Consider the following 21,321-nt stretch of genomic DNA (forward strand, 5'->3'; position numbering starts at 1 on the left):
CCGGAATCAAGCCCCCCTGCAGCGCCGTGCGGCACTCTGAACGCGTTCTCCGGGGTGCATTCGAAGTCGAATGACCGTGGGATGAAAATACGCGGTGCTCCCCGGGGTCAGCTCGGAAAGAGGCAACCTTGTTTTATCCGCACGACCTGATCAAGGACTTCGCCGGCGCGGCCGGCCGCCATCCCGACCGCCCGGCGATCGCGTACAACGGCCGGACCCTTACCTACGCCCAACTCCACGCGTGGACGCACGCGACCGGCCGGCGGCTGGGCCCGCGTCCCGGAGTGGTCGGGGTGCTGGCGTCCCGGTCGTCGGCGACGGTGGCCGCCCTGCTCGGCATCCTGGCGGCGGGCGGAACGTACGTACCGATCGATCCGGGGTTCCCGTCGCCGAGGCGGCGGGCGCTGATGTCGGCGAGTGGCTGCACGACGCTGATCCCCACTACCACCATGTCCACCAAGCCCACCAGTAATCCCAGTAACCCCAACGAGCCCGGCGACCCCAGTGACCCCGCCGACCCCCGCGAGCCCGGCGTGCGCCTGGTGGATCTTCCCGATCTCCCCTCCCACGCCGAAGCAGGCCAGGCTGCCCGTACCCCGGAGACGGAAATCGTCGTCGCCGGGGACGATCCGGCCTACATCCTGTTCACGTCCGGATCCACCGGCGCGCCCAAGCCCGTCGTGACCCCGAGGCGGGCCATCGCCGTCGTGACCGGCGCGCTGCGGGAGCTGTTCGGCCTCACCCCCGAAGACCGCGTCCTGCAGTTCGCCTCCCTGAACTGGGACACCTGCTTCGAGGAGATCCTGCCCACCCTCACCACGGGCGCGACACTGGTCTTCCACGACCACGCCCACTCGGGATCGTTCCACCGCATGCTGCGCATGATCGCCGCCGAGCGGATCACCGTGCTGGACCTCCCGTCGGCGTTCTGGCACGAGCTGGTGCGCCACCTGGCGGACGAGGGGGTCACGCTGCCCGCCTGCGTCCGGCTGGTCGTCATCGGCGGGGAGGCCGTGGGCGCGGCGCGGCTGGCCGACTGGCGCGCGCTCGACACCGACGGGATCCGCCTGGTCAACACCTACGGGTGTACGGAGACGACGCTCATCACCCACGCCATAGACCTGCACGGCCCGCTGGCCGCAGGGGGAGCGGGGGAGCGGGTGCCGACCGAACTGGCCGCCGGGAGCGCAGGGGAGCGGGTGCCGACCGGACCGCCAGCCGGGGGAGCGGGGCGGCGGGTGCCGATCGGGCGGCCCCTCCCGCACGTCGGGCAGCACGTCAGCGAGGACGGCGAACTGCTGGTCGGCGGCCCGTCACTGGCGCTGGGCTACCGGGGCCTGCCGGAGGCGACGGCGGAGCGGTTCGTGAAGCTCGGCTCCGAGCGGTACTTCCGTACCGGCGACCGGGTCGGCCTGGCCGCCGACGGCACGCTCACGCACGAAGGCCGGCTCGACCACGAGCTCAAGATCCGCGGCATCCGGGTCGATCCGGGCGAGGTCGAGGCGCAGATCTCCGGGCATCCGCGGGTGAGTGCCGTGGCGGTGGCGGGCGTCACCGTCGCCGACCACACGACGCTCGCGGCCTACATCGTCCCCGGCCGACCCGCCGATGACGACACGACCATCGTCCCCGGCCCATCCACCGATGACGACACGACCATCGTCCCCGGCCCACCCGCCGACGACGACACGACGCTGGCCGCCGATGTCCGGGACTACCTGCGCGACCGCGTCCCCTGTCATCTCGTGCCCAGCCGGATCACCGTCGTCCCCGAACTCGTCTACACGGCGAGCGGAAAAGTCGACCGGGCCGCTTCGCATCGGCGATACGCGTCCGCCACCGTTTGAGGAGACCATTCCGTGAATGTCAACGCCGTCTCGGCGGTATTTCAGCGTGTCCTGGAGAACCCGGAAGTCAGCGCGGACTCAGACTTTTTCGTCATGGGCGGGGATTCGCTGCTCGCCACCCGTGTACTGAGCGCGATCGCCCGTACCAGCGGCGTTGAACTGGATTTCGACGACTTCCTCGACGCGTCGACTCCGAGTGCCCTGGCCAAGAAGATCGCGAGCGCCGAGCAGAGCGCGAGCCCGGCATGAGCGTCGTCGTCGTGGGAGCCGGCCTGGCCGGGCTCACCGCCGCCACCGACCTCGCGGCAGGCGGCGTCGAGGTCACCGTCCTCGAGGCACGCGAGCGGGTCGGCGGCCGCACGCACGGCATCGAGGTCGCCCCGGGCGTCTGGGTGGACGCGGGCGCGGCGTACCTGGGAGACCGGCACACCGCCCTGATCGCCCTGCTGGCCGAGCTGGACCTGAAGACCACCCCGACCACCATGACCGGCGCGAGCCGGTTCGCGCTCGGCGGCGAGGGGCAGACCCGGGCCGGCCGGTTCCCGCCGCTGTCGGCGGTCGCGCTCGGCGAGCTGTTCGACGCGCTGGACGAGCTGGACCGCGGGGTGCGCGCGGACGCCCCCTGGCTGTCGGCGGGCGCCACCCGGCTGGACGCGCTGACCGCGGCCGAGTGGGCGCGCGAGCACCTGCGTCATCCGGACGCGCGCCTGTTCTTCCCGCTGTTCCTCGGCGAGATGATGGCCGCCGACCCGGCGGACGTGTCCGTCCTGCACATGGCCTTCTACCTGCGCTCGGGCGGCGGGATCCGCTACCTGAACGCCTTCGCGGGCGGCGCGCAGGAGGACCGGATCGACGGCGGCGCGCACCAGGTGTGCCGGCGGCTGGCCGCCGGACTGGGCGACCGGGTGCGGCTCGGTGAGCCGGTGCGCGCGATCCATCAGGACGACGACGGCGTGACCGTCGTCGCCGCGACCGGATCGGTGCGGGCCCAGGCCGTGGTCGTCGCGGTGCCGCCGACGCTCGCCGACGCGATCGACCACCGGCCAGGGCTGCCCGCGACCCGCTCCGGCGAGCGTACGGCGCCCGGCTGCGCGGTGAAGGTCCACCTGGTGTACCCGACGCCGGCCTGGCGGGAGCAGGGGCTGTCCGGCTGGTCGGTCAACGCGCGCGGCCCCTTGCTGTCCACTGTGGACGACTCGCCCGCCGACGGCGGGGTGGGCGTGCTGACCGGGTTCGTGACCGGCAGGGAGGCGTACAGGTACGCCGCGCTGCCCGCCGCCGAGCAGCGCGAGCAGGCGGTCGCCCAGGCCGCGCGGCTGTTCCCCGGGCTGCCTGAGCCGATCGGCTGCCACGTCACCGACTGGGTCCACGAGCGCTACAGCCGGGGCTGTTACGCGGCGCTGTTCGGGCCGGGCGACTGGCCGCGGCTCGGCCCGCGGCTGACGGCCCCCCACCGGCGGGTGCACTGGGCCGGCACCGAGACGAGCACGGAGTTCTTCGGACTGATGGAAGGCGCCATCCGATCGGGGCACCGGGTGGCCGCGGAGATAAGCGCGACGTACCGATGGAGGGACATCCATGACTGACAGCACGTCCATCGCCCCCCTGGCCGTCCGGCAGGGATTCATGACCGAGCCCGGCCTGGGCGCGGGCAACTTCCTCGACCACGCCCTGGCGGCCAACCCGAACCGGGCGGTGCCGTTCGTCTACAGCCACCACAACGACCACCGTGGCGGGGTCGTGCTGCGCGGCCACAGCCTGGTCGACCTCGCGGCGCTGCGCGACCGGTACGCCAAGTGGTACCGGGCCAACGGCGTACAGCCCGGCGAGCCGGTGGGCATCGTGGTGGCCGAAGGGCTCGAACCGCTGCTCCACTTCCTGGCGCTCACGGCGCTCGGCGCCATCCCGACGATGATCAACGACGCGATGCGGGCCGACGTCATGGTCCGCTACCTCGACCACGTGGGCGTCGTCGGCATCGTCGCCGACGACACGACCAGGCTGCAAATGGCCTACCGCAACGCCCCGCAGACCAGGCCCAGGTTCATCGCCCTGGCCGCCGAGGTGCGGGCCTACGACGCCGACTCCGGTCGCTTACCGGAGGAGTACCCCTACCAGCACGCTCCCGACGACATCGTGGCGTTGATCCACTCCTCCGGCACCACCGGCACGCCGAAGTCGACGACGCTCGGGCATCGCAGCTTCTGGGACGGCAAGCAGCCGCGGATGCTGCGCTTCCCCGCCGAGCCGTACGACAAGCTGATGTCGCTCATGCCGCACACCCACGCCGGCGGGCTCAGCTACTTCCTCACGGCGGTGCTGCTCGGCCTGCCGACCGTGGTCATGGCGGACTGGCGGCGCACGGCCGTGGAGCCGGTGATGGAGGCGTTCCAGCCGACCATGGTGGCCTCCTTCCCCCGGACGTTCGTGGAGCTGGCCACCGGCGAACTCCCGGTCAAGGGAGCGGCGAAGGTCCACTCCTGGTTCAACACCGGAGACAGCGCCCACTACGGGCACATCAGGCGGCTGGTCGAGCTCGGTGAGCGGCCCGCCGGCCTGATCAAGTCGTGGCTGCTTCCGCAGGGCGACGCCGGCGAGCCGCTGCCCGGCTCCCAGTTCGTCGACGGGCTCGGCTCCTCGGAGATGGGGATGGCGCTCTTCGGCCAGGTGACCGCGCCGGAGACTCCCCGCGACGACCGGTGCGTGGGCAAGGCGCAGGACGCGGTGATCAAGGCCGCGGTGCTGGACGAGAACGGCGAGGAGGTGCCCGACGGCACCGTCGGCCTGCTGGCCGTGATCACCCCTTCACGTACGCCGGGCTACTGGAACGACCCGCGGCTGACCAGCAGCTTCGAGCTCAACGGCTACTGGCTGACCGGGGACGTGGCGCGCCGGGACAGCGAGGGCAACTTCTACCACCTCGACCGCACCGTGGATGTCATCGACACCGCGACGGGGCCGGTCTACAGCCTGCCCATCGAGGAGATCCTCATCGCCGACTGCGCCGACCTCGTCCAGGACTGCTCGGTCGTCGGCGTGCCCGGCAAGGCGGGGGAGGGGCAGCGCCCGATCGCCGTGGTGCGGCTGCAGGCCGGAGCCGCCGACGCCACCGCCGACGAGGTCATGGACAAGGCGAACAAGGCCCTCGCCGACGCCGGTCTGGCCACGCTCGCCACCGTGATCATCGCGCGGACCGACGAGGACTACCCGCTCGGCCCCACGGGCAAGGTGCTCAAGCGCGAGCTCCGTACCCGCCACGCGGTGCTGTTCACCGGATGAGCCATCAGATGAACGCCGACGCCGCCCGCGGCCCGTACACCTATGTGCGCCGTCCGCTCGTCGAGCCGGACTGGCGACGGCTGCCGGGCTGGCGCGGCGTCACCGACGCGCAGTGGCGCGATGCCCAGTGGCAGCGCGCCCACTGCGTGAAGAACGCCGGTCAGTTGCGCGCGGTGGTGGGCGACCTGCTCCAGGGGTCCTTCTACGCCGATCTGGCGGCCGACGTGGCCCGGTTCGCGACCATGTCCATGCTGATCACGCCGCAGTTGCTCAATGTGATGGCGCCGGAGCCCGTGAGCGATCCGGCCGCGTTCACCCGGGCCTTCCTGGCGGATCCGGTCCGCCGCTACCTGCTGCCGGTCCGCTCCGACCGGCATCCGGTCTGGCCCAGCCATCCGCGCGCCCGCCGCGACTCGCTGCACGAGGCCGAGATGTGGGTGGTGGAGGGGCTGACCCACCGCTACCCGACGAAGGTGCTGGCCGAGCTGCTGTCCACCTGCCCGCAGTACTGCGGGCACTGCACCCGGATGGATCTGGTCGGCACCTCGACGCCGCAGGTCGTCAAGGCCCGGCTCGCGCTCAAGCCCGTGGACCGGCAGGAGTTGATGCTGGACTACCTCAAGCGCACGCCCGGCGTGCGCGACGTTGTGGTCTCCGGCGGCGATGTGGCCAACCTGCCGTGGCCGCGGCTGGAGGCGTTCCTGCTGCGGCTGCTCGAACTGGAGTCCGTCCGGGACGTCCGCCTGGCCAGCAAGGCGCTGATCGGCCTGCCCCAGCACTGGCTCCAGCCCCGCGTGGTCGAGGGGATGGGCCGGGTGGCCGCCATCGCCCGCGCCCGCGGCGTGAACCTGGCCATTCACACCCACGCCAACCACGCGCGATCGGTGACACCGCTGGTCGCCGAGGCGGCCCGGGCCATGTTCGAGGCGGGCGTACGGGACGTGCGCAACCAGGGCGTGCTCCTGCGGGGCGTGAACACGACCCCGGGCGACCTGCTGGACCTGTGTTTCGCGCTCCAGGGCGAGGCCGGAATCCTGCCCTACTACTTCTACCTCTGCGACCTGATCCCCAACGCCGAACACTGGCGGATCCCGGTCCACCAGGCCCAGCGGCTGCAGGAAGCCATCATGGGCTACCTCCCCGGCTACGCGACGCCGCGGCTCGTGTGCGACGTGCCCTACGTCGGCAAGCGCTGGGTGCACCAGGTGGTGGAGTACGACCGGGAACGCGGCATCTCGTACTGGAGCCAGAACCACGGAATCGGGCTCCAGCCGGTCGAGGACCGCCTGTTCCCCTTCTACGACCCGATCGATACCTTGCCCGAGCCGGGCCGCCGCTGGTGGGCCGACGGAGAGGGACGACCATGACCCCGAGCACGCTGCGCCGCATGTGCTGGATCTTTCCCGACCGCGAGTCCACCCGGGGCACCGCGATGTGGCACCCCTTCTTCTGGGACCTTTACGCCGACGTGGCCGCCGAGCTCGGCCTGAGCTGGTGCCGGCATTCCCCGGACGCGGTGACGGTCGACGGCCTGGAGACCGGTAAACCGCGCGTCTACGTGGAGGACGAACTCGTCACCCCGGAGGACACGCTCTTCATCACCGCGTTGTACTCGCTGCCCTACCAGTCCATGGACGTCTTCAACCAGTACGCGCTGTACGCCGTGCTGGAACAGGCCGGCTTCTACCTGTCGTTCCCGCCGAGCCTGTCGCCCATCGCCAACGACAAGCTGGCCACGGTCCTCTACCTGCACGATTCGCCCATCCCGCCCGTACCCACCCTCCGCATCGGAACCGGCCGGGACACCAGCAAGCACCTGTACGAGGTGGCGCTGGCGAACCTGACCTACCCGGCCATCGTCAAGCCGTCCGGCTGGTGCGGCGGCGGCGGGGTGAACCTGGCCCGCGACGCCGAGGAGATCCGCGGCCTGGCCAGCCTCGCGCAGGGCGGCGACACCACGCTCGTGATCCAGCCCTACCTGGGCGACGGCACGGTCGACTACCGGGTCTACGTCGTCGACGGCGAGCCGTACGCCGTGATGAAGCGGATCCCCGAGCCCGGCTCCCCGGTCGCCAACGCCAGCCGGGGCGGCGCGATGGAGTTCCCGCCGGTCCCGCCCGAGCTGGCCGAGGCGACGGCGTACTTCTACGAGAAACTGCCCATCCCCTTCTTCTGCGTCGACTTCCTGTACGACGGCGAGCGGTACTGGTTCTCCGAGCTCGAACCCGACGGTGTGATCGCCCCGGACTACGGCGACCCGCACCGCACGCTCCAGCGCGAGGTCACCCGGGCCCGCTGGACGGCCTACCGCGACGCCCACACCCGCTGGCTGACCGAAAGTCAGGTGAAGAAATGACCGAATCGTTCTCACTGTCGCCCGAGGCGGCCGAGCCCCATCTGCGCGTCCCGCGACGAGCCCTGGAGCGGCTCAAGACCGTGCCCGCGCTCGCGCCGCGCTACGCCGGCTGCGACAAGCTGCTCACGCTGGAGGACGTCGCCGCGCTTCCCCCGCTGGTGAAGGACGACCTGAACGTGGCGCTGGCGCACCTGGCGCCCAAGGCCGAGCGGGGCGCCACCTGGCTGTTCCAGAGCGGCGGCAGCACCGGCGCGCCCAAGGTCGGCTACGCCCCCACCGGGTTCTACATGGCCGGCGTGTACGAGCAGTGGCGGCCGCTGGATCCGGACGACGTCTTCGTCAACGGCTGGGGCGCCGGCCGCATGTGGGGCGCCCACTTCCTGGCCGGGGCCTTCGCCGACCTGTCCGGCTGCCGGGTCATCGCGCTGGGCTCGGTGACGAAGGAGGAGTACGGCGACTGGCTGTCGTTCTTCGCCGCCCAGGGCGTGACCGCGTTCGGCGGCACCCCCAGCGTGCTGTGGCTGTGGTTCGCGCACGCGCGGGCCACCGGCGTGCGCCTGCCCGCGCTGCGCAAGGTGCTCTGGCTCGGGGAGGCGTGGCACCCCCAGCTCGACGAGGACATGGCCGTGGTGGCGCCGGACGCGCGCCGCTGGGGCATGTTCGGCAGCACGGAGACCTGGGTGATCGGCACCAACACTCCGCGGTGCCCGGCCGACGTCTTCCACCCGCTGCCCGCCCAGCTCGTGCACACCGACGCCGACGAGCTGCTGGACTTCACCACGCTCGACCCGGACATGCTCAACCCGGTGCTGCGTTACCGCACCGGCGACGCCGGCCGCTTCGTCACCTGCGAATGCGGCCGGGAAGGCAGGGCGCTGCGGGTGCTGGGCCGCCGCGACTCGGTGGTGCAGGTACGCGGGCTGGGGCTGCACGTGGACGACATCGTCGCCCAGGCGGAGCGCGAGCCGGGCGTCTCCCGGGCGCAGATCCTCATCACCGAGCAGCGGGGCCGGGTGTCCACGGTGGACGTGCTGCTGCTGACCGACGCGGACGCGCCGCCGGACCTGCCCGAACGGCTGCGCGCGGAGCTCATGTCCGCGACGTTCACGATCAGCACGGCCTTCCAGCACGACCCGCACGCCTTCCGGGTCACGGCCGTCGACGCGCTGATCAGCAACGAGCGCACCGGCAAGACGGCCGGCTTCGTCGTACGGGAGGAGCCGTGAGGTTACCGGAGTCCCTGGGCAGGCAGTTCAACCTGTACTGGGGCGGTCAGACGGTGAGCCTCGTCGGCGACCGCGTCACGGTGTTCGTGGTCCCGACCCTGATGATCTTCGTGCTGCACGCCTCCGCGTTCGAGGTGGGCGTCGTGGCCATGGCCCAGTACCTCGGCATCCCCGTGCTGGGCCCGGTCGCCGGGGTGCTGGTCGACCGGTGGGACAAGCGCCTGACCATGCTGATGTGCGACGTCGTACGGCTGGTGGCGGTGACGGCGATCCCCGTGGCCTACTGGTTCGGCGTGCTGTCGACGCCGTTGCTGTTCGTCTGCGTGGCGCTGATCAGCGGCGCGACGATCTTCTTCAACGTCGGCTACCTCGTCGCCGTGCCCACCACGGTGCCGGAGGACAAGCTGGTACGGGCGTACTCGCGCCTTGAGGGCAGCAGCACGGTGTCCGAGGTGGCCGGGCCGTCGATCGCCGCGGGCCTGTACCACGTGCTCGGGGTGGCGGCGCTGCTCGTCGACGCGGCCAGCTATCTGGTCTCGGCGGCGTGCTTCCGCGCCATGCGGCCCTGGGGGGTCAAGGCGGTCCAGCAGGGTTCCGTGTGGTCGCGGCTGGTGCTGGGGTTCCGGCTGAACTGGGCCGATCCGGTGCTGCGCCGGGTGGTCGTGGCGGCCGTCACCCTGAACTCGGGCGGCCCGATCTTCGTCACGGTCCTGCCGGTGCTGGCCTACCAGGGCCTGGGCATCTCGGTGGGTGTGTTCGGGGCGGCGATGTCGGCCGGAGCGGGCGGCGCGGTGATCGGCGCGCTCGTCGCGCCCAAGATCAGCGACCGGCTGGGCCTCGGCCGGACCATGGCCTGGGGACTGCTGCTGCACTGCCTGGTCGGCCTGGGCATCCTCGCCGCGCCCGCGCTGCCCGCCGCGGCCGTGATCGGCGTGACATTCGGCTGCTACGGCTTCTTCATGTCGTGCATCAACGTCTGCAGCGCCCCGATCCGCCAGTCGCGGATGACGGCCGAGAACCAGGGCGTGATGCACGCGGCCTTCCGCACCGTGACCTGGGGAGTGATCCCGCTGGCCGCGCTCGTCGGCGGCACGGCGGTCACGCTGCTGACCGGCAGCCTGGGCGTGCTCGACGCGGCCAAGGTGGTCATGGTCGCCGGCACGCTGCTGGCCGCGTTCTCCTTCCTGCCCGCGGTGGGGATCCAGCCGCTGATGAACCGCGCCAAGAACCTTGAGGAGAGCCCGGCATGACCGTGCTGATCACCGGTACGTCCTCCGGCATCGGCCTGGCCACCGCGATCACCGCCGCCAGGGCCGGGTTCACCGTGGTGGCGACGATGCGCGACCCGGGCAAGGACGGCGCGCTGCGCGAGGTGGCCGACCAGGCCGGGGTCACCCTGGACATCCGCCGCCTGGACGTCACCGACGCCGCGTCCATCGACTCGTGCCTCCAGGGCGTGCGGGAGGAGTACGGGAGGCTGGACGCGGTGGTCAACAACGCCGGCGTCTCCAACTTCGACCCGACGATGGAGATGTCCACCATGAAGGCGCTGCGGGCCAACCTGGAGGTGAACTTCTTCGGCGTCATCGCCGTGAGCCGGGTCGCGATGCCGCTGCTGCGCGCCGCCCGTGGCCGCCTGCTGACGATCGGCAGCGTGCACGGCGTCGTCGGCCAGCCGTTCAACGAGGCGTACGCGGCGGCGAAGTGCGCCGTCGAAGGGTTCATGGAGAGCCTGGCTCCGGTGGCGGCGGCGCACGGGGTGCGGGTCAGCGTGGTCGTGCCCGGCTTCGTACCAGACACCGAGTTCGGGATTTTTCCGGACATCAACCGGGGGACCATCCGGGCGGCCTCCGGGCCGTACGCGCGGACGTTCGACGGCTACCTCGACTGGGTGCGCGGCGCGGGCTGGGAGGGAGGCGGCCAGTCCAAGTGGGAGGTGGCCGAGGTGGTGGTGCGCGCGCTGAGCGAGGACGAGCCGCCGTTCCGGGTCCCCACCAGCGAGTGGGTGGCCGCGTACCTGGCGCGCAAGCTCGCCGATCCGGACGGGTCGGCCGTCCAGGCGCAGGCCAGGACGTGGATCGGGGCCCCAGTATGAAGGGCCACGGTATGAACGGTATGACCACCGAGGACCCGGCCTGCCGCGCGCTCGGCATCGCGCTGGAGGAGGTGGCCGCCGGCCGGGCGCGGCTGCGGATGCGGATCACCGGCGAGATGGTGAACGGCCACGGCATCGCCCACGGCGGCTACCTGTTCCTGCTCGCCGACGCCGCGTTCGCGTACGCCTGCAACTCCCACGGCCGCGTCACGCTGGCGCACAGCGCGCAGGTGACGTTCCTGCGCCCGGCCGCGGCCGGTGACGAGCTGGTCGCCGAGGCCACGGAGCGCGTCAGGTACGGCAGGAACGGCGTCTACGACGTGACCGTACGCCGCCCGGCCGGCGAGATCGTCGCGGAGTTCCGCGGCCAGAGCGTGACGGTCTCCGGTCGGCCCGATGAGGCCAGGCAAGCCGACGAAGGGAAGCATTCATGAGCGGGCAGCAGCCGGCGACCCGGCGGACCGGGCGCTGGATCGATCACTGGGAGCCGGAGGACCCCACGTTCTGGGCGGCCACCGGGCGCCGCGTCGCCACCAGGAACCTGGTCTTCTCCATCTTCGTGGAGCATCTCGGCTTCGCGATATGGCTGCTGTGGAGCGCGATCGTCGTCCTCCTTCCCAAAGCGGGGTTCCCCTTCACCGTCGACCAGCTCTTCTGGCTGGTGGCGGTGCCGAACCTGGTCGGGGCCACGCTGCGGCTGCCGTACACCTTCGCGGTCTCGGCCTTCGGCGGCCGCAACTGGAACGTGGCCAGCGCGCTGCTGCTCCTGCTACCGGTAGGGCTGCTCGCCTGGATGGTCACGAATACGGCGACCCCGTACTGGATGTTCCTGATCGCCGCGGCGGCGGCCGGGTTCGGCGGCGGGAACTTCGCCTCCTCCATGGCCAACGTCTCCTACTTCTATCCCGAGCGGCATAAGGGGTTCGCGCTGGGCGTGAACGCCGCCGGCGGCAACCTGGGGGTGGCCGTCGTGCAGTTGCTGATCCCGCTCGTGGCGACCGCGGGCCTGGTGTACGCGGGCCTGGTGTGGGTCGTGCCGATCGTGGCCGCCGCGTTGTGCGCGTACTTCTTCATGGACAACCTGGCCGTGGCGAAGACCGACTTCGGCACCCAGGGGAGGGCGTTCCTGCGCAAGCACACCTGGGTGATGTCCTTCCTCTACATCGGCACCTTCGGCTCCTTCATCGGCTATTCGGCGGCGTTCCCACTGGTCGTCAAAGCGACGTTCGCCGAGTCCGCGTCGCCGTACTTCGCCTTCCTCGGTCCCCTGGTCGGCTCGTTGTCGCGGCCGGTCGGCGGGTGGATGGCCGACAGGTACGGCGGGGCCAGGGTCACCGCGTGGTCCTTCATGGCCATGGCGGTGGGGGTCGTCGGCGCGCTCGCCGGGCTCAGGCAGCACGGGTTCCCGCTCTTCCTGAGCGCGTTCATGCTGCTGTTCACCGCATCGGGGATCGGCAACGGGTCCACGTACCGGATGATTCCGGCAATCTTCACCGCCCAGGCGGAGCACGGCGAGCCGGACGCGCGGTTGCGCGCCAGACGGGAGGCCGCGGCGGCCATCGGCATCGCTTCGTCGATCGGCGCGTTCGGCGGGTTCCTCATCCCGCGCGGTTTCGCCATCTCCATCGGCCAGACCGGGTCCATCGACCTGGCGCTGTATGTGTTCGTCGCCGGTTATGCCGTGTTCCTGGCGACGAACTGGTGGTTCTACCGCCGCCGGGTGCTGACCCGAATCCCCAGCCTGGCCCACAGCCGGATCTGACCCGCCGGATCTCACACAAGGATCTAGGAGAGACACATGCCCGCCAAATCCCTGCGTGACCTGGTCGACTTCGCCCGGCGCCACTCGCCCTTCTACGCGCAGGCGTACCGTGACGTGCCCGACGGCGCCTCCGACCTCACCCAGCTGCCGATCATCGACCAGACGGCCTTCTGGGCCGCGAACGTCTACCCGGACAACCGGCTGCTGACCGGACCGCTGACCGACGCCGGCGTGTACACCTCCGGCGGCACCACCGGCGCGCCGAAGTTCTCCCCGTGGACCCGCTCGGAGCACGCCGATTCGGTGACCGCGTTCGGCGCGGGCATGGTCCGGGCGGGGCTGAAGCCGGGGCACCGGGTGGCGAACCTGTTCTCGGCCGGCGAGATGTACGGAGGCTTCCTCTACATCGAGCACTCGCTGCACAACGCCCCGGTGGAGAACGTCCGGCTGCCCATCGCCTGCCACGCGTCCGACGATTCCGTCGCCGACCTGATCGCGTACTTCGGCGTGGACGTGCTGGCGGGCCCGCCGATGAAGCTCGCCACCGTGGCCGACGCGGTGACCGCCCGTGGGCAGGTGGCCGACACGGTGGAGCTGCTGCTGTTCGCCGGCGACTTCCTCTTCGACGACCTGCGTCCCCAGCTGGCCAAGGCGTTTCCCGGGGCCAGGATCGCCTCGCTCGGATACGCCTCGGTGGACGCCGGGCTGGTCGGCGGCCCGGTGCCGGGCGACGACGTGCGCGTGCACGAGGCCTTCGCCAACCGTACCCTGGTGGAGCTGATCGACGACTCGACCGGCGAGCCGATCACCGTGCCCGGCGTACCCGGCCGGGTGATCGTCACCAATCTGTTCAGGACGCTGATGCCGATCATCCGCTATCCGGCCGGCGACCTGGCGGAGTGGACCGACGCGGACTGCCGCGGATTCCGGCTGCTCGGCAGGTCGGCCGAGGGCGCCAGGGTGGAGACGGTGTCGATGTCGACGGAGGCCGTCCGCGCGGTCCTCATCGCGGCGGACCCGGACCGGGCCATGTCGGGGATGCAGATGGTGCAGCGCCGCTGGAACGGCAAGGACGGGCTGACGCTGCGGCTGGCCTGCACCGAGGAGCCGCCGCCCGAGCTGACGCAGCGGCTCATCGACGCCGTGTACGCGGCCAGGCCGCTGTACCCCCAGACGGTGGAGGAAGGGGGCGTCCATCCGCTGACGGTCGAATGGGTACGGCCCTCGGAGCTGGCGCTGCATCCCCGTACGGGGAAGGTCCTCCAGGTTGTGGACGAACGCTCCTAACATGGAGATTCATCCATCATAGGTGTCGAATGCGGTAGCAATCTCCATGATCAGGCGTGTATTCCGGCTGCTTGGCTGTCGGCATGCGAGTCATCGTGCCCGCCGGCGAAGGGCGGGCGGTAAAAGTCAGTACCGGTCAGCGCGTGCGCGTCACCGATCTTGACGGAGGTCAGGTCGGTGACGTGTTCGCGTTCGCCGCGGACGACGTCAGCGAGCACCTCAGCGCGTCGCACACACGGGCCGCCATCAGTCGCCTGTTCCCGCTGGTCGGCGAGCAGTTCGTCACCGACCGGCGCAGGCCCATCCTCACCCTGGTGGCGGACACCTCGCCCGGCCGGCATGACATGCTCATCGCGGCCTGCGACCCGGCGCGCTATCGCGCTCTGGGCGTGCCCGGGTTCCATGCCTCCTGCGCGGACAACCTGGGCGAGAGCCTGTCCCGGCTCGGCCTGGCCTGCCCGGGCATCCCGCAGCCCGTCAACGTGTTCATGAGGATTCCCGTGGCGGACGACGGCCGGCTGAGCTGGCTGAGCTCGGTCAGCCGCCCGGGTGACGCGATCACGTTCGAGGCGGCGATGGACTGCGTGTTCGTGCTCTCGGCGTGCCCGCAGGACCTGGTCGGGATCAACGGGCACCAGCCGACGCCGCTGGCGATCGACCTGATCACACAAGGAGAGAGCGAACGATGAACGATGTCCAGCACCCCGCCCTACGGCCGGAACGCGTCGGCGAGCTCAGCCTCGCCAACCGGCTGGCGGTCTCGCCCATGACCAGGGTGTCCGCCGCCGCCGATGGCACGCCGACAGCCGAGATGGCCGACTACTACCGGGCGTACGCCCAGGGCGGCTTCTCCCTCGTCGTGAGCGAGGGAACCTATACCGACACCTGGCACAGCCAGGGGTACACCAACCAGCCGGGCATCGTCACCGACGCCCACGAGGCCGCTTGGCGGGAGATCGTCGGGCAGGTGCACGACGCGGGAGCGTCGATGATCCTCCAGCTCATGCACGCGGGCGCGCTGTCGCAGGGCAACCGCTACCGCGACGAGACGGTGGCGCCCTCGGCCGTCCCGCCACGCGGGGAGAAGATGCCCGAGTACGGCGGGCACGGTTCATGGCCGACACCCCGCGCGATGAGCCAGGAGGACATCGACCGCGCGGTGGCCGGTTTCGTGGCCTCGGCCGTCCGCGCCCGGCGAGCGGGTTTCGACGGGGTCGAGGTGCACGGCGCCAACGGCTATCTGGTGGACCAGTTCCTGACCGACTACACCAATGAGCGCGACGATCGCTACGGCGGCACGGTCGCCCGTCGGGTGCGGCTGGCGGCCGACATCGTCTCCGCCATCCGCGCGGAGCTCGGCCCGGACTTCTGCGTGGGGATCCGGCTGTCGCAGGGCAAGGTCAACGACTTCACGCACCGATGGGCAGGCGGCTCCAGGGATGCGGAGACCATCTTCGCCGCGCTCGCCGAGGCGGGCGCGACCTACCTGCACATCGCCAGCGAAGGACGGGACTGGGTGGAGACGGCGACCCTGGACGGAGGGATGACGATCACCGGCCTCGCCCGGAAGGTGACGGGACTGCCCGTGCTGGCCAACGGCGGCATGCACGACCTCGACCAGGCGGCCATGCTGCTGGAGGACGGCCACGCGGACGTGCTGACCCTGGGCCGGGGCGCGCTCGCCAACCCCGACTTCCCGCGCCGCCTGGCCCAGGGGCTGCCCATGGCGGCCTTCGACCACCAGATGCTCCAGCCGATGGCGACGCTGAGCAACGCCCGCCGGTGGCGGCAGACGCTTTAAGGTCAGTCCATCGCGACGACCTCAGTCCAGCGCGTCGAGCTCAGTCCAGCGCGTCGATGGTCAGCGCCAGGAACAGATCCACCCGATCCTCGGTGCGTCCCACATCCCTGCCGGTGAGCTCGGTGATCTTGGCCAGCCGGTTGCGGAGCGTGTTGACATGGATGTGCAACGCCCCGGCTGTCGCCGCCCACTGCCCATCGTGATCGAGGTAGGTCCGCAGCGTCAGCTCGAGCTCACCGCCGCGCCGCGCGTCATGGTCCTTCATCGGCCCGAGGAGCTCGCCGGAGAACTGGTGCAAGGTCTCCACGTCGAGCGATCCGAGGAGCAGCCGGTGCGTACCCAAGTCGGCGAAGGCCCGTACGGACGGCCCCGAGCGGGTCCGCCGCAGCACGCGGCAGGTCTCCCTGGACTGCAGCAGCCCGGGTCGCAGCTCGGCCGAGTGGGCGGCGAGTCCGCCCAGGCCCGCGACCGGGCGGCGGCCGGGGAAACGCCGTTCGACGTCGCGTACCAGGCGCTGGGCGAGCAGCGGCAGCTCACGCTCGGGATGGCGCCAGGGCAGTACGGCGACGACGTCCTGCGTGCCGTCGGCGACGACGACCGGCACCCCCTCGGCCGCGAAGAACTCCCCGATCACCTCGGCGAGCCCGTGCATCGTCGCGGTCTCGCCGAGCGCGAACGCCACGGCGCAGACGGCCAGCGGACCGCCCGGATCCACGCCGAAGGCGCGCAGCCGGCCAGGGACCTCGGCGGAGCGCCGGCCGCCGGACAGGATCATCTCCAGGAGCTCGCTGGCGAAGCGCATCTCGATCGCCTGGACCGCCTGCTGTTTCGCGACCTCCAGGCTGAGAAACCGAGCCGTCTGCTCCAGCGCCGCCCGCTCGTCCGCCGCGAGCTCGCGCAAGGGGCGCAGACAGATGAGAGCCGCGTCGATGTCGCCGACGGCACCCACCGGGAACAGCGCCGCGCGTCCCGCGTCCCCCAGATCCACCTCCAGAGCCGGAGGTCTCTTGGCCAATCCCATGGCCACGGCGTGCAGCTGGTCCGCGTCGAGATCGGCGCCGGCCATCGCGAGCGACCGCGCCATCCTGTCGACCACCGCGAGCGGCAGGTCATGGTCGCGCCGCAGGACGTCGAGCACGCCGGAGGCACCGGCTCCCCGGGAGATCGCCGTGGCCAGGGCGTCTCCCCGGCGCACCATGCCGACCAGCGACTGCTTGCGCTCGTCGGTCAGCATGTCGGCCACGGCCTGCGAAACCGCCGTGAACGGCACCGCGATGGAGATCTCCAGCAGCGGCAGCTCCCCTTCGCGGCAGGCGTCGACGAGCTCCGGGGGAGTGGCGGGCGTCTCGGCACGCAGGCCGAACACGATGCCGCCGGCCTTGGCCTTCATGACGTTGCGTACGAAGTGCTCCGGAGGCACCTGGTCGATCCACAGGCCGTTCGTCAGTACGAGCTCGCCTTCGCGTACGTAGTGCGAAGGGTCGGGCAGCTCGGTGTTGTGCACCCAGGCGACCGGCTCGTCCAGCGCGCCCGGCCGGCCCGGCACCAGCACCCGCAGTTCGAGTGAGGCGCGATCCACCAGGGCTTGAAGCGTGAACACGGTGTAACTATAGACAGCGAACAGCTGATTCTATGGAGCTTCCTCCGATGGGGGTCAGGCCCCTTCCACCGCGTACGTGACCAGCGACGTGAGCACTTCCTTGACCGACTCGCGCTCGCGTACGTCGCACAGCACCACCGGGATGGTCTCGGCCAGGCCGAGCGCCCGCCGTACCTTGGCCGGGTCGTAGCGCTTGGCCCCGTCGAAGCAGTTCACGGCGACCAGGAACGGGATGCCGCGCTGCTCGAAGTAGTCCACCGCCGGGAAGCAGTCCTGCAGGCGGCGGGTGTCGGTGAGCACGACGGCCCCGAGCGCGCCGACCGACAGCTCATCCCACATGAACCAGAACCGGTCCTGCCCGGGGGTGCCGAACAGATACAGCCACAAGCCATCGCGGATGGTGATGCGGCCGAAGTCCAGCGCCACAGTGGTGGTGACCTTGGAGTCAACGCCGGAGGTGTCGTCCACCCCGATGCCCCGCTCGCTCAGGAGCTCCTCGGTGTGCAGCGGCCGGATCTCGCTGATGGTGCCGACCATGGTGGTCTTGCCGACGCCGAAGCCGCCCGCGATGAGGATCTTGATGGCCAAGGCCGAGGCGACCGCGGTCGCCCCCGGCTCAGAGGCTGCGTAGCCCATGCAGCACTTCCCTGTAGATGCGTTCGTCGATCGTCTGCGCCGCGGGGCGCGGGCGCTCGATGGTGACAAGACCCTCGCGTCGCAGGTCGCCCAGGATCACCCGCGTGATGTTGAGCGGCAGCTTGAGGTGGGCCGCGACATCCGCCACCGGTGTGGGCCTGCGGCACACCGACAGCACGGTGCGATGCTCCGGGATCAGGTCCGCGATCTCGTAGGAGCCGCCGACCGTGGTGACGATGGCCACCAGGTCGAACGTCTCGCCACGCGGTCGCGCCCTGCCTCCGGTCAGCCCGAAGAGCCGGATCAGCGGCCCGGGATCCTCCCCGGTCACGGTCTGGCGCCGTTCCAGGCGGGTGCCGGTGCCGCTCCCCTCGGCTGAGAGGAGAGGTGCTCCCCGACGCGCTTGACCATGAGCGCCATCTCGTAGGTGACCATGCCCAGCTCGGCGTCACCCGAGGCGAGAACGGCCAGCCGGGCGCCCTGGCCCGCCGCGGTGACGAAGAGGAAGCCACCCTCCAACTCGATGATGGTCTGTCGTACGCCGCCCAGGCCGAAGTGCCGTCCCGCGCCCATGGCGAGGCTGTGGCTGCCGGCGGAGATGGCGGACAGGTGCTCGGAGTCCTCCCGCGTCAGCTCCCGGGACCCGCCCATGGCCAGCCCGTCGGCGGACAGCACGATGGCGTGCCGGATGCCGGGGACCCGCTGGGTGAGGTCGTCGAGGAGCCAGCTCAGTTCACTTCTGGCGTCAGGCATCGGGTTGGTCGTCCTTTCGGTTCCACACGTCGTGTTCCTGCTCAGTCTGGCCGCGACCCTGCTGCCAGCCACGTTGCATGGACGACATGATCTGTGCAAGCTCCTCCGGCGAGCGCACCGAGACCGCGCTGCGGTCCGTGCGCCGCGCGGCGCGCAGCTGAGGAGCCATGTTGGCTTGAGGTACGCGCATGGGCAGCCCGTCGAGGTCCTCGTCGGCCTCCTGGGCGGGCACCGTGCGGCTCCACTCTACGGATGGGCCGGGGGAGCCGCCCCCTCGCCTGGAAATCGGTCCGGTACTCGGCTCGGCGACGGCCTCACTCCCCGGCCCGTTCGCCGGTCCGTTCCCCAGCCCGTTTCCTAGCCCATTGTTCCCTAGCCCATCGCTAGCCGGGCCGGGTGCCGGCCTCGGCACGGGGCCGGCCTCGAACCAGGTCGCGCGCTCGGGCTCCGGAGCGGGGACGGGCGCGTCCGGCGGGCCGTCCGGGTCTGCCGAGACCCCGTGGCCGCCGGGGTTCCCGGGGACCTCTCGGCCGTTCACGGCCTCGGGCCCGCGGGCGGAGAAGGCATCCGAGACGGAGAAGGCATCCGAGACGACGGGGGAGAAGGGCTCCGGAGAGAACGGCTCCGGGGACAGGGACACCACGCGGGGCCGGGCCTCGGCGGGCGCGGTGCCGATCGCGCGCATGGGCCTGGGCGCGCGACCGCCGTGGCCCACCGGGTGCGCCGCGGCGACGGCCAGGGCCTCGGCGTTGGCGAGCAGGGCCGTGGGGAGCAGCAGGATCGCGGTGGTCCCGTCGTACGGCGAGCGGCGCAGCATGATCTTGATGTTGTGCCGGGCCGCGAGCCTGGACACCACGAACAGGCCGAGCCGGTCGCTGTCGGCCAGGTCGAACTCCGGCGGGTTGACCAGGCGGGCGTTGAGCTCGTCGAGGGTGTCCTGGTTCATCCCCAGGCCACGGTCCTCCACCTCCAGCGCGAAGCCGTTGGCCGCCGTCATGCTGCGGACGTGCACGGTCGTGTCGGGCGGGGAGAAGACGGCGGCGTTCTCCACCAGCTCGGCGATCAGGTGGATCACGTCGGTGACCGCGGCGCCGACCAGCAGCGGGGAGTCCGGCATCGGCGCGACGGTGACGCGGGTGTAGTCCTCGACCTCCAGCACCGCCGCCCGTACGACGTCGAACAGCGGCACGGGGTCGCGCCAGCGGCGGGCGGGGGCGGAGTCGGACAGGATGATGAGGTTCTCCGCGTGCCGCCGCATGCGGGTGGTCAGGTGGTCGAGCTTGAAGAGGTCTTCCAGGACCTCCGGATCGTCGACCCGGCGCTCCATGGTGTCGAGCAGCGCGAGCTGGCGATGCAGCAGCGCCTGGTTGCGCCAGGCCAGGTTGAGGAAGACCTGGGCGACGCCCTTGCGCAGCGTCGCCTGGCCCACCGCGGCCTCGACCGCGGTGCGGCGTACGGCGGAGAACGCGTTCACCACGCGATCGACCTCGGCGGTGTGGGCCGGGTCAAGGCCGGGGGCCTCCGTGGCCGGGTCGACGTCGTCGCCGCGGCGCAGCCGCTCGACCAGCCGGGGCAGTCGTTGTTCGGCGAGTTCGACCGCGGACGCCTGAAGCCGTCTGAGCTCACTGATCAGCGACTGGCCGAACCGGTACGACAGCGCCACCGACGCGACCACCGCGGCCAGGCCCAGGATCAGGACCAGCCAGACCCGCCAGTACGCCCCGGTCTTCTGATCCTCGGCCTCCACCGAGGTGCGGCCCAGCTCGGCGTGCGTGTCGAGGTTGATGGCGCTGAGGAGGGTCTCGGCGTCGGCCTTCCACTCGTCGGGGTCCACCGGCGGCGATCCGTTGGTGTCCCAGCTGAACAGCCGGTCTTCCACCGTCAGCAGCCGCTTGTACGGGGCACTGGCGACCAGCTTGTCGTAGTTCTCCCGCAGTTCGGGGCCCGCGTCACGTTCGGCGTTGGCGAAGACGAGCCGGCGGCTGGTCATGGCGGCGACGAACGAGGCACGGTCCGTGGGGGACATCTTGCGGCGCACGATCGTGCTGGTGAGCACGGCGTGTTCCTGGCCCAGGTATTCCGCCGTGGAGCTGTAGGCCGCCATGCCGCGCACCGCGCGGTAGGACGAGAGGCTGCTCAACGCGTCGTAGTCGGTGAATTGCCGGTTGGCGATGCTGATCAGGTTGCTGTACGCGTCGATGATCTTCAGCGGCGGGGACAGCGCGCCCTCGTCCGCGCGCTCGCGCAGCGACTGGAGACCGTCGAGCGCCCGTACCAGCTCCCGCACCTCGGCCGGGGTGTCGTCCTCCGACCCTTCGCCACCGGTGCCGATGGATCCGATGGCCTCGCGCAGCCGCGCGACCTTGCCATCGGTGATCGGCCGCTGCTCGGCCAGCAGCGCGTACGCGCGGGTGCCGCGCGGCGCCGCCGCCGAAAGCTGCCGCTCCTGCTGCAGCTCGATGATCAGCTCCAGGACCGGCGACCCGATGGCGTCCCACCGGTCCTGCCTCTGGGAGACCGCGGCGATCTCATCCACACTGGAGTAGGCGATGAACCCCCATAAGGCGATCATCGAGACCAGCGGAAGCAGCAGGATCCTCAGCAGTTTGGTGCGGATCGGCGGAGGCGAGCTCATCCATCGTGTCCAATTCCGCGCGTAGTGGTGCGCCGCTAGGCAGT

Annotated in this window: 19 protein-coding genes; 14 read left to right on the forward strand and 5 right to left on the reverse strand. The window is 71.1% G+C overall.

What is annotated here, in order from left to right:
- Positions 1-128 precede the first annotated feature (128 nt).
- The 14 genes from AB0L53_RS06975 (at position 129) to AB0L53_RS07040 (ending at position 15,653) form a co-directional block, all read left to right on the forward strand.
- A complete protein-coding gene (locus AB0L53_RS06975) occupies positions 129-1,847 on the forward strand; it encodes an amino acid adenylation domain-containing protein (protein WP_363991494.1) in 1,719 nt (572 codons plus the stop codon).
- A 12-nt stretch (positions 1,848-1,859) separates the two neighbouring features.
- A complete protein-coding gene (locus AB0L53_RS06980; protein WP_358544329.1) occupies positions 1,860-2,096 on the forward strand; it encodes a phosphopantetheine-binding protein in 237 nt (78 codons plus the stop codon).
- Positions 2,093-3,433, forward strand: coding sequence for an FAD-dependent oxidoreductase (locus tag AB0L53_RS06985; RefSeq protein ID WP_363991497.1), 1,341 nt, complete (start codon positions 2,093-2,095; stop codon positions 3,431-3,433). Before AB0L53_RS06980 ends, AB0L53_RS06985 begins: the two co-directional genes overlap by 4 nt.
- Complete coding sequence (locus AB0L53_RS06990) at positions 3,426-5,126, forward strand: class I adenylate-forming enzyme family protein (protein WP_363991500.1); 1,701 nt, start codon at positions 3,426-3,428, stop codon at positions 5,124-5,126. Before AB0L53_RS06985 ends, AB0L53_RS06990 begins: the two co-directional genes overlap by 8 nt.
- Positions 5,123-6,493, forward strand: a complete 1,371-nt coding sequence (locus tag AB0L53_RS06995) for a lysine 2,3-aminomutase (RefSeq protein WP_363991503.1) — start codon at positions 5,123-5,125, stop codon at positions 6,491-6,493. The genes AB0L53_RS06990 and AB0L53_RS06995 overlap by 4 nt, the downstream gene beginning before the upstream one ends.
- On the forward strand, positions 6,490-7,482 hold the full coding sequence (locus tag AB0L53_RS07000) for a hypothetical protein (protein ID WP_363991505.1): 993 nt from the start codon (positions 6,490-6,492) through the stop codon (positions 7,480-7,482). The genes AB0L53_RS06995 and AB0L53_RS07000 overlap by 4 nt, the downstream gene beginning before the upstream one ends.
- Positions 7,479-8,708: an AMP-binding protein gene (locus AB0L53_RS07005; RefSeq protein ID WP_363991508.1), complete on the forward strand. Its 1,230-nt coding sequence runs from the start codon at positions 7,479-7,481 to the stop codon at positions 8,706-8,708. The genes AB0L53_RS07000 and AB0L53_RS07005 overlap by 4 nt, the downstream gene beginning before the upstream one ends.
- Positions 8,705-9,958, forward strand: a complete 1,254-nt coding sequence (locus AB0L53_RS07010) for an MFS transporter (RefSeq protein ID WP_363991511.1) — start codon at positions 8,705-8,707, stop codon at positions 9,956-9,958. The genes AB0L53_RS07005 and AB0L53_RS07010 overlap by 4 nt, the downstream gene beginning before the upstream one ends.
- Positions 9,955-10,803: an SDR family NAD(P)-dependent oxidoreductase gene (locus AB0L53_RS07015; RefSeq protein WP_363991514.1), complete on the forward strand. Its 849-nt coding sequence runs from the start codon at positions 9,955-9,957 to the stop codon at positions 10,801-10,803. The genes AB0L53_RS07010 and AB0L53_RS07015 overlap by 4 nt, the downstream gene beginning before the upstream one ends.
- An 11-nt stretch (positions 10,804-10,814) precedes the next feature.
- A complete protein-coding gene (paaI, locus tag AB0L53_RS07020; RefSeq protein WP_363991517.1) occupies positions 10,815-11,237 on the forward strand; it encodes a hydroxyphenylacetyl-CoA thioesterase PaaI in 423 nt (140 codons plus the stop codon).
- The gene (locus tag AB0L53_RS07025) at positions 11,234-12,565 is read left to right on the forward strand and encodes an MFS transporter (protein WP_363991520.1); all 1,332 of its coding nucleotides are present in this window, start codon (positions 11,234-11,236) and stop codon (positions 12,563-12,565) included. The genes paaI and AB0L53_RS07025 overlap by 4 nt, the downstream gene beginning before the upstream one ends.
- A 36-nt stretch (positions 12,566-12,601) precedes the next feature.
- Positions 12,602-13,852: a hypothetical protein gene (locus AB0L53_RS07030; RefSeq protein WP_363991523.1), complete on the forward strand. Its 1,251-nt coding sequence runs from the start codon at positions 12,602-12,604 to the stop codon at positions 13,850-13,852.
- Between the two features lie 83 nt (positions 13,853-13,935).
- Complete coding sequence (locus AB0L53_RS07035; protein WP_363991526.1) at positions 13,936-14,541, forward strand: urea carboxylase-associated family protein; 606 nt, start codon at positions 13,936-13,938, stop codon at positions 14,539-14,541.
- A complete protein-coding gene (locus AB0L53_RS07040) occupies positions 14,538-15,653 on the forward strand; it encodes an NADH:flavin oxidoreductase (RefSeq protein ID WP_363991529.1) in 1,116 nt (371 codons plus the stop codon). Before AB0L53_RS07035 ends, AB0L53_RS07040 begins: the two co-directional genes overlap by 4 nt.
- A gap of 40 nt (positions 15,654-15,693) precedes the next feature.
- On the opposite strand, the gene AB0L53_RS07045 is transcribed toward AB0L53_RS07040, so the two are convergent.
- From AB0L53_RS07045 to AB0L53_RS07065, 5 genes are read right to left on the reverse strand one after another with little or no spacing between them, the layout of a single operon-like run.
- The gene (locus AB0L53_RS07045; protein WP_363991532.1) at positions 15,694-17,253 is read right to left on the reverse strand and encodes a PucR family transcriptional regulator ligand-binding domain-containing protein; all 1,560 of its coding nucleotides are present in this window, start codon (positions 17,251-17,253) and stop codon (positions 15,694-15,696) included.
- Between the two features lie 54 nt (positions 17,254-17,307).
- Positions 17,308-17,889, reverse strand: a complete 582-nt coding sequence (locus AB0L53_RS07050; RefSeq protein ID WP_363991534.1) for an ATP/GTP-binding protein — start codon at positions 17,887-17,889, stop codon at positions 17,308-17,310.
- The gene (locus tag AB0L53_RS07055) at positions 17,870-18,220 is read right to left on the reverse strand and encodes a DUF742 domain-containing protein (protein ID WP_358544308.1); all 351 of its coding nucleotides are present in this window, start codon (positions 18,218-18,220) and stop codon (positions 17,870-17,872) included. Before AB0L53_RS07055 ends, AB0L53_RS07050 begins: the two co-directional genes overlap by 20 nt.
- The gene (locus tag AB0L53_RS07060) at positions 18,217-18,642 is read right to left on the reverse strand and encodes a roadblock/LC7 domain-containing protein (protein WP_357641159.1); all 426 of its coding nucleotides are present in this window, start codon (positions 18,640-18,642) and stop codon (positions 18,217-18,219) included. The genes AB0L53_RS07055 and AB0L53_RS07060 overlap by 4 nt, the downstream gene beginning before the upstream one ends.
- Positions 18,635-21,277 carry a nitrate- and nitrite sensing domain-containing protein gene (locus AB0L53_RS07065; RefSeq protein ID WP_363991538.1) on the reverse strand — a complete coding sequence of 881 codons (2,643 nt, stop codon included), beginning with the start codon at positions 21,275-21,277 and terminating at the stop codon, positions 18,635-18,637. Before AB0L53_RS07065 ends, AB0L53_RS07060 begins: the two co-directional genes overlap by 8 nt.
- Positions 21,278-21,321 lie beyond the last annotated feature (44 nt).

The sequence above is a fragment of the Nonomuraea sp. NPDC052129 genome (assembly GCF_040680095.1).
GTDB lineage: Bacteria > Actinomycetota > Actinomycetes > Streptosporangiales > Streptosporangiaceae > Nonomuraea.

What these genes read in the sequence shown, in the direction of transcription:
- AB0L53_RS07050 (WP_363991534.1), bottom strand. Translation starts at nt 17,889, where the DNA reads ATGGGCTACGCAGCCTCTGAGCCGGGGGCGACCGCGGTCGCCTCGGCC.
- AB0L53_RS07005 (WP_363991508.1), top strand. Translation starts at nt 7,479, where the DNA reads ATGACCGAATCGTTCTCACTGTCGCCCGAGGCGGCCGAGCCCCATCTG.
- AB0L53_RS07060 (WP_357641159.1), bottom strand. Translation starts at nt 18,642, where the DNA reads ATGCCTGACGCCAGAAGTGAACTGAGCTGGCTCCTCGACGACCTCACC.
- AB0L53_RS06985 (WP_363991497.1), top strand. Translation starts at nt 2,093, where the DNA reads ATGAGCGTCGTCGTCGTGGGAGCCGGCCTGGCCGGGCTCACCGCCGCC.
- AB0L53_RS07015 (WP_363991514.1), top strand. Translation starts at nt 9,955, where the DNA reads ATGACCGTGCTGATCACCGGTACGTCCTCCGGCATCGGCCTGGCCACC.
- AB0L53_RS07035 (WP_363991526.1), top strand. Translation starts at nt 13,936, where the DNA reads ATGCGAGTCATCGTGCCCGCCGGCGAAGGGCGGGCGGTAAAAGTCAGT.
- AB0L53_RS06990 (WP_363991500.1), top strand. Translation starts at nt 3,426, where the DNA reads ATGACTGACAGCACGTCCATCGCCCCCCTGGCCGTCCGGCAGGGATTC.
- AB0L53_RS07000 (WP_363991505.1), top strand. Translation starts at nt 6,490, where the DNA reads ATGACCCCGAGCACGCTGCGCCGCATGTGCTGGATCTTTCCCGACCGC.
- AB0L53_RS07025 (WP_363991520.1), top strand. Translation starts at nt 11,234, where the DNA reads ATGAGCGGGCAGCAGCCGGCGACCCGGCGGACCGGGCGCTGGATCGAT.
- paaI (WP_363991517.1), top strand. Translation starts at nt 10,815, where the DNA reads ATGAACGGTATGACCACCGAGGACCCGGCCTGCCGCGCGCTCGGCATC.
- AB0L53_RS06995 (WP_363991503.1), top strand. Translation starts at nt 5,123, where the DNA reads ATGAGCCATCAGATGAACGCCGACGCCGCCCGCGGCCCGTACACCTAT.
- AB0L53_RS07030 (WP_363991523.1), top strand. Translation starts at nt 12,602, where the DNA reads ATGCCCGCCAAATCCCTGCGTGACCTGGTCGACTTCGCCCGGCGCCAC.
- AB0L53_RS07040 (WP_363991529.1), top strand. Translation starts at nt 14,538, where the DNA reads ATGAACGATGTCCAGCACCCCGCCCTACGGCCGGAACGCGTCGGCGAG.
- AB0L53_RS07065 (WP_363991538.1), bottom strand. Translation starts at nt 21,277, where the DNA reads ATGAGCTCGCCTCCGCCGATCCGCACCAAACTGCTGAGGATCCTGCTG.